The 14,730-nt window shown below is 39.5% G+C and carries 9 protein-coding genes and 1 pseudogene; 4 read left to right on the top strand and 6 right to left on the bottom strand.

Annotated features, from left to right (window positions below; genetic code table 11):
* Positions 1–924: AraC family transcriptional regulator (locus CQA44_RS09415; RefSeq protein WP_181881857.1), on the bottom strand; the 924-nt coding region annotated here is incomplete at its 3' end.
* Positions 925–1,084: 160 nt separating this feature from the next.
* On the opposite strand from CQA44_RS09415, the gene CQA44_RS09420 reads away from it, so the two are divergent.
* From CQA44_RS09420 to CQA44_RS09435, 4 genes are read left to right on the top strand one after another with little or no spacing between them, the layout of a single operon-like run.
* The gene (locus tag CQA44_RS09420) at positions 1,085–3,283 is read left to right on the top strand and encodes a TonB-dependent receptor (protein WP_115547003.1); all 2,199 of its coding nucleotides are present in this window, start codon (positions 1,085–1,087) and stop codon (positions 3,281–3,283) included.
* 16 nt (positions 3,284–3,299) lie between these two features.
* Entirely contained in the window at positions 3,300–4,574 is a 1,275-nt protein-coding gene (locus CQA44_RS09425) for a hypothetical protein (RefSeq protein ID WP_115547004.1), read from the top strand.
* 3 nt (positions 4,575–4,577) lie between these two features.
* Positions 4,578–6,377, top strand: a complete 1,800-nt coding sequence (locus CQA44_RS09430) for an ABC transporter ATP-binding protein (RefSeq protein ID WP_115547005.1) — start codon at positions 4,578–4,580, stop codon at positions 6,375–6,377.
* Between the two features lie 9 nt (positions 6,378–6,386).
* Positions 6,387–8,132 carry an ABC transporter ATP-binding protein gene (locus tag CQA44_RS09435; protein WP_115547006.1) on the top strand — a complete coding sequence of 582 codons (1,746 nt, stop codon included), beginning with the start codon at positions 6,387–6,389 and terminating at the stop codon, positions 8,130–8,132.
* A 780-nt stretch (positions 8,133–8,912) separates the two neighbouring features.
* Here CQA44_RS09435 and metK read toward each other — a convergent pair.
* From metK to CQA44_RS12635, 5 genes and pseudogenes are all read right to left on the bottom strand, one after another.
* Positions 8,913–10,073 (bottom strand): methionine adenosyltransferase, encoded by a 1,161-nt coding sequence (gene metK / locus CQA44_RS09440; protein ID WP_115547007.1) that lies wholly within the window; start codon positions 10,071–10,073, stop codon positions 8,913–8,915.
* 538 nt (positions 10,074–10,611) lie between these two features.
* Positions 10,612–11,115, bottom strand: coding sequence for a chemotaxis protein CheW (locus CQA44_RS09445; protein ID WP_115547008.1), 504 nt, complete (start codon positions 11,113–11,115; stop codon positions 10,612–10,614).
* Between the two features lie 2 nt (positions 11,116–11,117).
* Positions 11,118–13,514 (bottom strand): chemotaxis protein CheW, encoded by a 2,397-nt coding sequence (locus CQA44_RS09450; protein WP_115547009.1) that lies wholly within the window; start codon positions 13,512–13,514, stop codon positions 11,118–11,120.
* A 70-nt stretch (positions 13,515–13,584) separates the two neighbouring features.
* The gene (locus CQA44_RS09455) at positions 13,585–14,529 is read right to left on the bottom strand and encodes a chemotaxis protein (RefSeq protein WP_115547010.1); all 945 of its coding nucleotides are present in this window, start codon (positions 14,527–14,529) and stop codon (positions 13,585–13,587) included.
* Between the two features lie 7 nt (positions 14,530–14,536).
* Positions 14,537–14,730 (bottom strand): annotated as a pseudogene (locus CQA44_RS12635) (hypothetical protein); the annotation flags it as partial.

Below are 14,730 nucleotides of genomic sequence, written 5' to 3' on the forward strand. Positions count from 1 at the left end.
CATTAAAGTGGTTTTTGGATTTTCTCCAAAGCTGTGTTTGAAATTTTTACAAAATGCCGAGACATTCACATAGCCTACTTCATTGGCAACTTGTGATACATTATTATCCTCACTTATAAGTAGGGTATAAGCTCTCTGCATTCGACATTGTTTCATAAATTGGTAGATAGAGATACCATACACTCTTAAAAAGTCTCTTGTAAGCTTTGCTACACTGATATTGTACATCTTAGCAAGATATTCTAAGCCCAAATCCCTATGACAATGCTTTTGAATAAAATGGTGAAGTTCTCTGCAATAATCTCTCCTCTCTGGCTTCTGATAATGTCGGGGTGTTTCTCGCACAATGCTATCAAGCACTAGGAGTAGCTCAAGCACACTTAGTCGCAAAATATCGCTATTATAATGAGGTTGGAGCTTAGCAAAGATTTTTATCATTGCCTTGTTTGCAGGGCAGCAGAGTGGATTATCAAGCAAATAATCATGCAACCTCACAATATCGCAATGCCTCAAAAATTTGCCAATTTCATTTTTTGCTTCAGTAATTGCAATGCTAAAGCCAATCGTTTGACATTGCACGGGGGCTGTGGTGTGTATCGTGTTACACATCGAGCAGCACCAGATGTCAGAGATACCCAAACAAAAGGGTATTTTACTTTCAACCAAGCCCTCATATCCTCCTGCTAAACAATAGCCAAAATGCAACACTTCCTCGTGTGGGACTTTGCGCAAAAAGTCTCTGAAATCACCATTATATCGTCCAAAATCGAGTCGGATTCCATCAAAAAGCTCAATGGTGTGGAGATTAATCTCAAAACGACTCCCCTTATATTGACTGTGTTGTAGCTCTGTCCCTGTCAATGTATGGCATGCCTCTACGTCTAATCCGTCAAAAATAGAAGCGTAATATTCATCAAAGCTCATTGCTTGCCTTAGTTTTATTGTAGTCATCATATTATATAACAATTATTTTAATAATTTATTTCATTTTGTATCACTTTACATCATCATAGTATTTTGAGGTAGAAATACTATGATGAATATTATATGATTGCAAATCATTATTAAAATAAAGGATACATTAATGAAGATTCTTCAAATGCAAGTTTTGCTCTTTAGTGGTCTATTGTATGTTTATGCTGATAATTCTACCTTGAGTCATTCAAAAGATGATTCCCAACCAATGAACACGGTCAAACTTGATACGGTGGTTACCACAGCAAACAAATACACTGAAGAAGTCTTCGAGGTGAATGCATCTGTGAGTGTCGCAAACGAAGAGAAGCTGCAACGGCAAGAGGTGCATAACACACAAGATTTATCCAAAGTCTTTGCGGGGCTCAACCTTAGCACCAATGGCAGCAGTGCCTTTCCTACCGCAACACTTAGGGGGTTAAGTAGCCCCGATTTCTATTCGACAACGCTCAATTTGTATGTCGATGGTGTGCCACAAAGCCCTAATTTTTTGATTCAAGCACTCGGCGATGTTTCGCAGGTGGAACTCTTGCGCGGACCACAAGGCACACTTTATGGCGAAAATTCCCAAAGTGGCTTGCTGCATATCACCACCAAGAATCCAATGAATAAGCCTTATGCACATATTTCTGTGCTTGGAAGCAAGCTCTATGAAGATATGAATCTCTATGCAGGCGGAGAAGTCAGCAAGGATAAGCTATGGCTAAAGGGCAATCTGCGCTATATCCACGATAATGGCTTTATCAAATCGCCTTCAAGCAATCATCTCAATACGGCTGATAGCCTCATAGCAGGCATTACCCTGATAGGCAAAGCAGGCGAGAATCTCTTGGCAACTATCAGCTATAACTATTATTTCAGTCAATCGCATAAAGATTTTTATTTGAGCAAAACGCAATATGAGAATGGCTATAAACTCTCTAGCGATTCTGTTGTCGATAATATGGGCTATGATAGCAGCTCTCATTACAACCCCAATGCGACTTCTTTGGGTTCGCCCACAGCGATTTATAACAAAAATCCCTTTAGCAAAGCCCAAGCGCATAATGCAGCATTCAAGCTTGACTATTATATGGAAAATAGCACGTTTAGCTCAATCACTGCCTATCAGCTCTCAACCAATTTGAGCAATACCTATCCTGTTGTAAGGCTTAAAAGTGGCTCAAACAATGGCTATTTCTATGACAATATGCAAGTCATTGAAGAAATTCGACTTAATACTGAATATCATAATGGCGCAAAGAGTGTGTTTGGAGCGTATTATAAATATCTCATTACTGATAATGGTATGCGCGGTTTTGAAAATGTGCAGCAAACATTTGGATTCCGTGAGGAATGGCAAGCAAAAGAGAGTGTGAATACCCTCGCACTCTTTGCCGATGGCAATCTGCCTTTGGGTGAGCATTTTGATATTGGGCTGGGTGTGCGCTATCAATATTACACAGCAAAAATGGATTCTGATGTGCCACCTATGGCAAACCTGCCTGCAATCCATAATGATAAATCGTGGCATAGCTTCAATCCGCGCATTTCATTAGGATTTCAAGCAGGTGAGAGTACAAGGCTCTATATTTCTGCCACACAATCCACCAAAGCAGGAGGATTTGTCAAATTTCCCTATGCCTTGCAAGATACAATTCCCTATAATCCCGAGCAAATTTATAGCGCAGAGATGGGTTCGCATACAAAGCTTTTGCATTCACGTTTGCATATCAATAGTGCGTTATATTATATGTATATCAAAGACCGACAAAGCTATGTTGGCACAGGAATCTACCAATCGCTCAAAAACATTGGCGATGCATATAGCACAGGGCTTGATTTAGAAATCTCCTATCAAGGGGAAAGCTTTTCGTCCTTTTTGGGGCTCAATATTGGCGTGGCGCGCTACTTTAAGGGTGGGAATAATAAAGGCACAATCATCATTGCTGGAAACCCACAACCCCAAGATTATGATGTCTCGGGGCTAGATTTAAAATTCTCGCCGCTTGTGAGCATAGTTGGCGGATTTGATTGGACAATAGCTCGTTTCAATCACCACGCCTTTTTCTTGGGAGGCAATATGCGATTGAACTCAAGTTATTATTTTGATGATTTATACCATTCTGTAGATTTTAAGCAAAAAGCCTATTTTGTGCTTGACTTGAATGTATCTTATCAATACAAGGATTGGACACTCAAGCTTTTTAGCCAAAACATAACCAATACGCGCTATGCCACTTATGCAAGGAACTTAGGAATGGGAGAGAACTATTATATCCCTGCGAATCCTTTGAATATTGGCTTAGGCTTAAGCTATACGTATTAGATTCTAAGGAGTTGTAATGAAAACTTCTACCCTCTATACCCTAAGCTTTAGCGTCTATATTGCTGTGAGTATCTTCAGCTTTTGCCTCTATGGTTCAATGCCCGCATTGCTTGCTAAAGCACAAATGCCCCCGCAAACTTTTAGCTATGTCTATTTAGCATTGCTGCCCTTTATCTTGAGCTTTTTTTATTCTGGTTTTGTTGAATCCTATCGCAAAAAATCGCCTCTTTCTTTTAAAATGCTCGCTGTTTGCGCACAATGCGGCATTAGCGTGTGCTTTTTTATCTTAGCCTTACTTGATATGGCTGATAATGTGCATTGCATCTTTGCGCTTTTTACCCTGATGAGCCTCTTTGCGTCTGTTGCGATTATCTCTCTTAATGGCGTGGGGATTGAAAAAACAAGCGCGGCGCAAAAGCCTAGACTCAACACGATTATGCTCATTGCGAGCGGTTTGGGCGGGATAATTGGCGTGATTGTCTGCCTGATGCTTTGTGAATGGTTTAGCTTTTCTGTTGCAATGTTGGTTTTGGGTAGTGCGATACTTCTCTTTACATTGCCACTTTTAATGCTGCATTATCCTTTGAGTGTGGGTACACATAAACAAAGTATTATCAAGACATTAAAAAATGCAGCGAATTGGAGAGACATTAGCGCGCTGATTCTCATTGTCTTTCCTTTGACATTGAGTTCATCGACAAGCTCTGCGCTCTTTGTCTATCTTGGCTTTGATTTGCAACTTGTTGGGATTCTAAGCGGAGTGCTGAATTGCTTGGCATTGCTAATTGCCTCGCCACTCGTCTATTTGCTCATTCAAAAGCTAGGATTTATCAACGCATTGCGCACTGTTTTGATATTTGAAATGTTGATGTTCATTGTCTTAGCGCTCAATATGCAGCTTTGGCAATCGCATTTGCTCATTGTTGGCGGATTGTTTTTAGAAGGATTATGCTTTGGTGGGCAATTTATCTTTCTCTACACACTTGGTATGCGCTGGTGCGAAGATTCACAACAAAGCGGGGTTGATTTTAGCTTTTTGCGCTTGAGCGAGAATGCGGCTTTTATTCTCTCTGGCGTTCTTGCTTCGCAGATTCTAGGACTTTTTATCCAAGATATAGAATCTCTCAATGCACAGCCCTCAATCCCTCTATCAGAGTTTTTGCCTCATATTCTCACACATTTTGGCGTTGCACCTGAAGTCGGGCTAGGGTATATGAGCATTTTTAGCTTGAGTGCGATTTTTGTGCTTTTTGGCTTATGGCTCACACAAAATCTTCATTTTAAGGAGTAAGGAATGGAAACAACAAAAAACATAAAAGATTCTCAAAACAAAAAGGGCATAGCGCGGCTTTTGGAACTTAGCAGGCAAAAAGCAACAATGCTTGTTTTTGCTGGGATTCTCTCTGCAATCTCGGCGGTGTTGCAATTTGTGCCTTATTTTGCAAGCTATCTGCTTGTTTGTGAATTTGTGATGTTTGCAGATAATATAAGTGCTGTGGATAAAGACTATGTACTACTCTGTGGGCTAAGTGCCATTGGTGCGGTGATTGCCTCAATGATTTGTGTGGGTGCGAGCTTTACCCTAAGCCATTTTGCTGCCTATCGCATTTTATATAACATTCGCCTTGAACTCTTAAAACACCTTGCAACTTTGCCGCTTGGATATTTCACCACGACAACAAAGGGGGAGATTCACAAAAATATCCAAGAAAATGTCGAAAAGATTGAGAATTTTGTCGCGCATAAGATTCCAGAGTTTTTGATGACAATCATTGGTGCTATCACCATTTTTGCCGTGTTTTTGTGGGTAGATTGGCGTTTTGGGCTAATAAGTATCGGGACCTATCTTGTCGCGCTATGTGTGCAATTTAGCATTTATCAAAAAGGCTCGATGAAAGAAGAAATCAAAAAGTTTTTTAGTATGCAGGAGCAAATCAACACGCGCTGCATTGAGTTTGTCGATGGTATGAGCATTATCAAGCTTTTTAATAAAAGCGCACTAAGCTTTCAGAATCTCGCACAAAGCATTCAAGCCTATAAAGACTATACCTTAGGCTTTGCCTATAAATGCACGCCGACTTTTACGATTTTTAATATCCTCGTTCAGTGCTTTATCTTTTTTATCCTGCCTTTGGCTGCGTTTTTGGTGGCAAAAGAGCCTTTGGATATTGTGCTTGTTCTCACCGTTCTTTTCTTTGTGATGATGAGCAATGGTTTGATTGCCCCTATGCTTAAGATTCTGAACCTTAGCTATGAGGTGATGCAGATTAATGAAGGTGTGGAACGAATCGATAGAATCTTTGCACAAAAGCCTTTGGCTCAAGCTAAAAATCCTCGTTTGCCCGAGCATTTTGATATAACATTTGAAAATGTGAGTTTTAGCTATGACTCTTGCCCTGCCCTCTCCAATGTGAGCTTTAGCCTCAAACAAGGCGAACATTTGGTGATTGTGGGTGCAAGCGGTGGGGGCAAAAGCACTTTGCTTTCGCTGATTGCGCGATTCTATGATGTGAGTAGTGGGAGTATTCGCATTGGCGGAATCGATATTAGAGAAATGTCTGAAGAGGGACTTTTGGGCTGCCTTAGCCTTGTTTTTCAAGAGAGTTTTTTATTTTTGGATTCATTGCGCGAGAATATCAAGGCAGGCTGCAAAAATGCGCAAGATTCTGATGTTTTGAATGCCGCTAGAATGGCTCAATGCAAAGATATTATCGAGAAATATGGGCTTGATTGCCACATTGGAGACAGAGGCATTAGTCTAAGCGGTGGCGAGGCACAACGCATTAATATCGCCCGCGCAATCCTCAAAAATACACCGATTTTGTTGCTTGATGAAATTACCGCAAATCTTGATACTGCTAATGAACAAGCAATTAATGAAGCAATCAGTCATCTCACACATTCAAGTGATAAGACCATTATTATGGTTGCACACAAACTAAGTAGCATAAAATTTGCGCATAAAGTCGCACTTGTTGATGAGGGAAAGCTAGTTGATTTTGGCACACACGAAGAGTTATTAAAGCGATGTGCTATCTATCAAAACCTCTGGGGCACTTATGCGCGCACGCAAGAGTGGAGTATCCAAAACTAAGGAGAGAAAATGATTGAGATTCTTAAAAAAATCACATTGAATGATTTGAAGCGATTCTATCGCTCGGTGTTTTTCACGACTTTGAGTGATTACTTTGGTTTTTTGGGCGTTATTATTTTGATAGTTTTTGTTGAGCGTATTCTTGCTCCCTTTTTGGGCAAAAGCGAGGTGAGTTTCAATGAACTGTTTGGAATCTGCGCACTCGCGGCTTTGTATATGGTGGTGTATTATTTCGTGCAGCTCCCAATGTATAAGGCAAATTTTGAGAACACCTACAAACTCTCGGCACAGGGCAGACTGAAGCTCGCAGAGCATATTCGTAAATTGCCACTTGGATTCTTAGAGGGCGCAAATCCTATGCGATTAAGCCATACTTTGATGAATGATTTTACCAAGCTTGAAGGCGCAAATTCGCATCTTTTACCCCAAACTTGCTCTTCACTTATTCTTGTCTTGTTTGTCTTTGTGGGTCTCTGTTTTTATCATTGGCAAATGGCACTTAGTTTCTTTGCGTGCGTGCCTGTGGCAATAGCGATTCTTGTAGGAATCCGTAAATTTGCTGCCCATTTAAGTGCGCGTCATCATCACGCTGTGCTGCAAGCCTCCAATGTGATTAATGAATACATTGACGGAATGAACACAATTAAGGCTTATAATATGGGAGGAAGCAAGTTTGCACGCGTGGAGAGGGCATTTGATTCTCTGCGCAAAGAGAGTATCAGAATCGAAGTCTCGCTGATGCCCTTTGCACTTAGTGTTCTCTCCTGTATGGGTGCTGGAATTGGGATTATGGTGATGGTGGGACGAGAGTTTTTGCTCAGTGGCGAAATGAGCGTGATAGAATACATTGGCTTTTTACTCATTGGCTCAAAGGCGTTTGTGCCACTGATGACTTTTTGTGTGAATTTTATTGACTTGCAATATTACGCAAAAGCGGGGGCAAATATCCTTGAGCTTTTCGCCCAAGATGTGATAAAGGGTGAAGACAAAGCCATTCCTCAAGGCAATACAATTTGCTTAGAAAATGTGAGCTTTAGCTATGGAGATTGCAAACCCGTGCTGCATAACATTAACCTCACTATCAGAGATAAAACAAGCCTTGCCATTGTGGGCGAAAGTGGTAGCGGAAAAAGCACGATGGTGAAACTCATTGCAAGGTTTTATGAGCCAACAAGCGGACGGATTTGGCTAGGTGATGAGAATGAACGCAAAGACATCGCTACACTTGAGCCAGAAGCATTGATGCAAAAATTTTCAATGGTGTTTCAAAAGGTGCATTTGTTTGAGGGCAGCATTGCGAGCAATCTTGCTTTTGCTAAAGAAAATGTGAGCAAACAAGAAATGCGCAAAGTACTTCAAGATGCGAATGCGCTAGGATTTGTGGATTCAATGAGTGAGGGGATTGAGAGCAAAATTGCTGAAGGAGGCAAGAGCCTAAGCGGGGGACAAAAACAGAGAATCTCTATTGCGCGCTGCCTGCTCAAAAACGCACCAATTGTCTTGCTCGATGAAATCAGCAGCAGCCTTGATGTCATTAATGAACGCGCATTGCAGCGGGCAATCAATCGGCTCACAAAAGATAAAAGTGTGATTATTATCGCGCATAAACTCCGCAGCATTGTGCATTGTGATAAGATTATCGTGTTGCAAAAAACACCGCAAGGTAGCATTATCGCTGAATCTGGCACACACAAAGAGTTACTCGCACTCAACGGCTTATATGCTAGGGCTTGGACAAATGAAACACGGATGTAATGGTTTTATCGCGCGTATTTTTGGAGCTAGAGTTCTCTTTAGCAATCTATTATCATATAGGATAACACCCTCTATCAAAGCTCACCGGGAGTTTGTCCAATGAATGTCCTTTTGTTATCGAATTGAGATAAGTTGTCCTTAAAACAAAAGGGATTCTAAACTCTTAGCTCTTACATAGATTTAATGTGCTAGCCTACAATTCTCTTAAACTTCCCTAGATTTATTCACCTAGCTCCTTTTTATCCTCTCTGTATTGAATCTAGTTTGTGTGGCTCTTATCCTTGCCTTTCCTCTTTTTTGATTCTTTGTGTCTCATTAAAGTAGTTTTTGGATTTTCTCCAAAGCTGTGTTTGAAATTTTTACAAAATGCCGAGACATTCACATAGCCTACTTCATTGGCAACTTGTGATACGCCTTTGCATTCTGCCTGCACAAACAATAAACAATAAAGATAAGATGACCTCTGCAAGATTTAGCAATCATTGGCATGCTTTATCAATATAAGATTGCAGAGTATAATCAATGAATGCGAGATGATTAATCGCACATTTCTAGCATTGGAGACAAAGCTTGTGTGTCAAAAGAAAGTAATACCTGAATGGAATCTTCACAAAGATTTCATGATTTTCTAACCTCTCAATCCTCACAATGCCTTCCAATAACGTTCTAAAATAATTTTTAATCTCTAGGCTTAGAATCTTCGTTGTGCTTGCTTTAAGCAAGAGAGATTCTAAGGTTCTAAAATGTGTCAGTGATTTGACAGGGTAAGGTTGGGGGGGGCTACCTTATGCCGCAAAAATCTTTGATGTCTGCGATTTTATCGGTTTTCTCCCAGCTAAATTCAGGTAGCTCTCGCCCGAAATGCCCATAAGCTGCAGTCTTTTGGTAGATTGGACGTAACAAATCCAAAGATTCTATAATGCCCTTAGGTGTGAGGCGAAAGACTTTTTTCACACATTCAGTGAGCTTAGAATCTTCAACCTTGCCCGTGCCTTGTGTATCAACCAGAATCGAAACAGGCTCAACCACCCCGATAGCATAAGCCACCTGCACGATAACCTTATCACAAACCCCGCTTGCAACGAGATTCTTAGCGACATAGCGCGCCGCATAAGCCGCACTTCTATCGACTTTGCTCGGGTCTTTCCCGCTAAAAGCCCCTCCTCCGTGAGGACAACTCCCGCCATAAGTATCCACAATAATCTTGCGTCCTGTTAGCCCCGCATCGCCTTGTGGTCCGCCAATCACGAATTTGCCCGTGGGATTGACGAAATAGCGGATATTGTCATTGAGATATTTTTGAGGCAGGACTTTTTGCACGATTTCTTCAATGACTGCATCACGTAGGTGTGTTTGGCTAGTTTCTGGGCTATGCTGGGTAGAAATCACAATCGTATCAATGCTCACAGGCACGCCCTCTTCGTATCTCACGGTCACTTGGGATTTGCCATCAGGGCGTAAGAAAGGAAGTGTGCCGTCCTTTCGCTTTGTGGCTAAACCCTCTGTGAGACGGTGAGAGAGCCAAATAGGTAGGGGCATAAGCGAGGGAGTCTCACGACAGGCATAACCAAACATCAATCCTTGGTCGCCCGCCCCAATCTCGCCATCTTCTCTATCTACGCCCTGATTAATATCAGGGCTTTGCTCACCGATACCATTGAGCACAGCAGCAGAGCGGTAATCAAAGCCATAAAGAGCGTCTGTGTAGCCGATTTCTCTCACGACTTTACGCGCAATTTCTTGCATCGGCGCATACACAATGGTTTTGAGCTCACCTGCTATCACACAAAAGCCATTGCTTACCAAAGTCTCACACGCTACACGCGCCTTTTTATCGCGCTCAAGGATATAATCAAGCACCGCATCGCTGATTTGGTCAGCCATCTTGTCAGGGTGTCCTTCAGTAACAGATTCTGAAGTGAATAGAAATGATTTTTTCATAAACTCACCTTGTGTTTTAGATTTTTTGTAAAACGATAGGCTATCATAAGTTAGTAAATACTCAAGTTAGCTTTATCATAATTACTTATTGTCTTTATGATAGACTACAAGTAATTTGAATGCAAAAAAACACAAATCACAGGTCAATATAAATCTTTCTGCCATTTCTTTGTATAGAAATTTCATTACTTGTTTGTAAAAGAAAAAATTTTAATCTCAATTCTACTTTCATCACAATAGAATAAAATATTATTTCTCAATCTACTGTTTTTTAAGGCTGATAATCAACCATGTTTTAAGAATTTTGATAGCAGGATTGTCTTTACTTTGCTTAGAATCTTTATTGGTTTCTTTGAAAAATTGCTTGTAGAATCATAAAGGCAAAGTTATTATCTGTTAATTTCAGTGTCTGATTTCAAATGAAAAATATTGTGTAGAGAATGTAGAGAAAAAGCACATTATCTTATGTGGCAAAGACTTTATCGCACACATTATTTTTGGGATAGTTTCTATAAACAGTCAGATTCAGTAGATTGAACTAAAATGTTCGCTTTAAGAGATTATCTACACGTAAAATTGTGGTTAATCTATCGCCCTGTTTAGCAATGCCATACATAAGATTCTCTTGTTCATTAAAAGTGTCAGGAATGGGGTCAATCAAATTTTCATCTATGCGAATAGCCTCTGTCAGCTTATCAATAACAAACCCTGCAATTTCATCATTATGATTCACAACAAGGTAACGTGTATCGCCATCTTGCTTGGCAGGAGCAATACCAAATTTCATACGCAAGTTGATTAAGGGATAGACATTCCCTCGCAGATTAAATACTCCCATAACATAGTTTGGAGTACCAGGAACACGCGTGAAATCTATAGGTTTGATGATTTCTTTAACATTAAGAATAGGGACAGCAAATTCTTCTGTGCCTACAACAAATCCTATGAGTTGGACAATATTTTCAGAATCGCTCTGTAACTCTGAACCATCAAGCTGCTTTTGTTGTTTTGCAAACACATCTTTTAATTGTTTATTATCCATTCTTACTCTCCACTAACTTGTAAATTAATATTGCGCTTTACTACATTAAGCAGATATTCTGGAGTATAGGGTTTTGTGATATATTCTGTCATTCCAGACTCCACGCCACGCATTCTGTCAGTTTTACTTGTTCTGCTTGTTACTGCAATTAATGGAAGGTTTTTAAATCGATTATATTTACGCACTTCACTAGCAAAGGTATAACCATCCATACGAGGCATTTCAATATCCACCAAAACAGCATCTAAATCATGGTCACCATTTTTAACAATTTCTAAGCCTTCTAAACCGTTGCTTGCTTCAAGCACAGTTACACCCAATGGCTTAAGACATTTTTTCATAATAGCACGGTCAGTACTGCTATCATCAATAGCTAAAACAATATAATCACTTGGCGTTTGTTTTGCTTTTGCAACAGTATTTTGTGAAACAAGATTATTGACACTGACTTTTACATCTTTTGCCATATCCATCATAGCTGCGACATCTGCAATAAGCGTAATTTTACCATCACCTCGCACTGTCGCGCCTGCAATTCCTTCTGTTCCCTTAAGGTAATAACCCAGAGATTTAATAACAACTTCTTCCTGCCCTATAAGGTAATCAACAATGACACCAATTTTTTGCTCCGCTAACCCGATAATAACAACATAGACTTCATTAAGGTTTTCTAACACAGAATCTACTTTAAAAATATCTGCTAAACGCACCAAACTTAATACTTCATTGCGAAGTCTCAATACACTTTTACCATCAACTGTGTAAATTTCATCTTGTGATACACGCACTGTTTCTAAAACAGAACTTAATGGGATAGCATAATATTCCTCTTGAACACCCACAAGCAATGCTTGCATAATCGCTAGGGTTAGAGGAATTTTAAGTTTTTGTGTTGTGCCAATGCCTTTTTCAGAATCTATTTCAATAATCCCATTCAACTTTTCGACATTTGTTTTCACAACATCCATACCCACACCACGTCCACTTACATTTGTAATAGCCGCAGCAGTAGAGAATCCCGGTCTAAAGATAATTGCGAATGCTTCCTTATCGCTCATGCTATCGGCATCTCTCTCGCTAATTAATCCTTTTTCAATAGCTTTCGTCTTAAGCATATTAGCATCAAGCCCCTTACCGTCATCTGCAATTTCAATGACAATATGGTTACCCTCATTGTAAGCCTTTAACTCAACTTTGCCTGTTTCACTTTTGCCATTGGCTTTGCGAATATCTGGGGTTTCGATTCCATGGTCGCAAGAATTGCGAATAATATGAATAAGCGGGTCACCAATTTCTTCTACAATTGACTTATCAAGCTCTGTTTCTTCTCCGCTAATAATCAGTTCGATATTTTTACCCAATTCACGACTTAAATCGCGCACCATTCTTGGGAATTTACTAAAGACTTTACCAACAGGCAGCATTCTTGTTTTCATAACAGCTAATTGCAAATCTGTTGTAACGGTACTAATAGAGCTTACTACTTGATTAAGCTCTTCTAAGAATTTCTCACCATCATAACGTTCCTCTACATCGCCATAGATTCTAATCAAGCGGTTTTTACCTAAAACAAGTTCTCCGATGAGATTCATCAAATGGTCTAATCTTTTTACATCTACACGTACAGTGGGTTCAACTGCAACTGAAGGAGACTTTTGTCCCTCTTTGTCGGCTTTTGCTGGAGCTTTTGTAGCTGGTTTAGGAGCTGCTGCGGCTGGCTTTTGCTGTGCATTTGAAGAGGGAGCAGATTCTTGTTTTGCAGTTTGTGCCTCTTCTTTGCGTTTTTCCTCTCGTCTCTTTTTATCTTCTGCTTGCCGCTTTGCTAGAAGTCTTGCAATTTCTGCTTCTACTTCCTCTGGAGACATATTAGCATAATCTGGTTCTGGTTCTTCTAAGGCAGGACTACTATCAACAGGACCCGATTCAGCAGGAGCAGAATCTGTACTGGTTGTTTGTGCTGCTTTTGGTGTTTGTTCTGTGGCTGGTGCTTCCTCTGTCGGACTAGTACCCTTGGAAATGGCTTGAAGTTTTTTCACACAATCACTCACATCGATTCCACTGTTAGCATCTGTGCCATTATCGCGAATAACATTTAAAAGGGCTTTCATGAGGTCAATAGATTCTAAAATAACATCCATAATGTCTGGAGTAATTTTTAATTCGCCCCTACGAGCCTTATTAAGAACATCCTCCATATTATGCGTTAAATGTGTAAGGACATCAAAGTTTAAAAATGAGCTAGAACCCTTAATGGTATGGGCTACTCTAAAGATTCTATTAAGTAAATCTAAATCTTCGGGATTACTTTCTAATTCTACTAAGTCTTGGTCAAGTTGTTCAACCATTTCAAAGGCTTCAATCAGAAAATCCTCCATTATTTCTTGCATATCGTCATTCATTAAAACACCTCATAAGCACTATCGTTTATAAAAATCCCAAAATTATAACATAAAAAGTAATATTTTATTTCTATTCTAGGATTTTTACTATCTCCTCATAAAATACTTGCGCATCAAATTTAACAAGATAAGCATCTACTCCTATATCCCTACTCTTTTGTTTGCTAAATTTATCACAAATTGAAGAGTTAAAAATAAGAGGAATGGCTTGAAATCTTTTATCGTTTTTCACATATTCAGCAAAATGAAAGCCATCCATTTTTGGCATTTCAATATCAGAAATTATAAAGCGAATATGTGAAACAATGTCGTCATTGTATTGTCCATAAAAATCGTTTAACATTTGAATTGCCATGCTACCGTCATGTGCCTCTAGGACAACAAAGCCCATTTTCTTGAGATTCTTTTTTAGTAAGGAACGTGCCACTGTGCTGTCATCGACAATAAGAACATTACCACTAAACTTGTGAGTGATTTGACCTAATTCTTTTTTGTCGTGCGTATTGCCATAGAAATCAAGGTCATCAACAATGCCCTCTAAGTCAAGAATTAAGAGCGTTTTACCATCTTCAATTCTTGTCGTGCCTGTTATTTTACCTCTCTCTAGGTTGTGACTATTTGAGCTAAAATGTGCAGCCTGTACATTATCCCAACTGATACGTCTTATAAGCTTTGCTTCATGAACTAAAAAGCCAATTTTTAAATTATTAAATTCTGCAATAATAATACGTTTTTTTTCAATAGGAATCTTAAACTCCCTGTGTTTAATATTAAGCCAAGCAGCCAAATCAATGAGAGGAATAACTATCCCGCGCAAATCAAATACGCCAATAATATAGTCTGGGCTTGCAGGCAACTCAAAAGTTTCGCGCATTTGGATAATCTCTTGAACTTTGGCAACATTTATTCCATAAATGCCCTCATATATCTGTCCATCTATTTCTTCATTAATGCGAAAATCTATCAGTTCAATTTGATTAGATGAAATCTTGGTTGTCAGTGTTGTTTGTTCCATAGTTTAGCTAACCTCCTGCCTGTAAAACAACATATTCTTTTGTGAAATACGAAGATGGCAATGAAATATAATGAATATTATCTTGTTGTAAGGATTCTCCCAAGTGAAAATGCCCCTCAATAATATAAAATGTGTCATCGCCACTTGCTTGTTTATTGTAAATCAAGGTATTTATAATATGTTTTTTATATTGAGCTATAC

The organism is Helicobacter sp. MIT 14-3879 (genome assembly GCF_003364125.1).

Bases quoted from the DNA above. Each gene is read 5' to 3' on its own strand.
- CQA44_RS09420 (WP_115547003.1), top strand. From the start codon at position 1,085: ATGAAGATTCTTCAAATGCAAGTTTTGCTCTTTAGTGGTCTATTGTAT.
- CQA44_RS09425 (WP_115547004.1), top strand. From the start codon at position 3,300: ATGAAAACTTCTACCCTCTATACCCTAAGCTTTAGCGTCTATATTGCT.
- CQA44_RS09430 (WP_115547005.1), top strand. From the start codon at position 4,578: ATGGAAACAACAAAAAACATAAAAGATTCTCAAAACAAAAAGGGCATA.
- CQA44_RS09435 (WP_115547006.1), top strand. From the start codon at position 6,387: ATGATTGAGATTCTTAAAAAAATCACATTGAATGATTTGAAGCGATTC.
- metK (WP_115547007.1), bottom strand. From the start codon at position 10,073: ATGAAAAAATCATTTCTATTCACTTCAGAATCTGTTACTGAAGGACAC.
- CQA44_RS09445 (WP_115547008.1), bottom strand. From the start codon at position 11,115: ATGGATAATAAACAATTAAAAGATGTGTTTGCAAAACAACAAAAGCAG.
- CQA44_RS09450 (WP_115547009.1), bottom strand. From the start codon at position 13,514: ATGAATGACGATATGCAAGAAATAATGGAGGATTTTCTGATTGAAGCC.
- CQA44_RS09455 (WP_115547010.1), bottom strand. From the start codon at position 14,529: ATGGAACAAACAACACTGACAACCAAGATTTCATCTAATCAAATTGAA.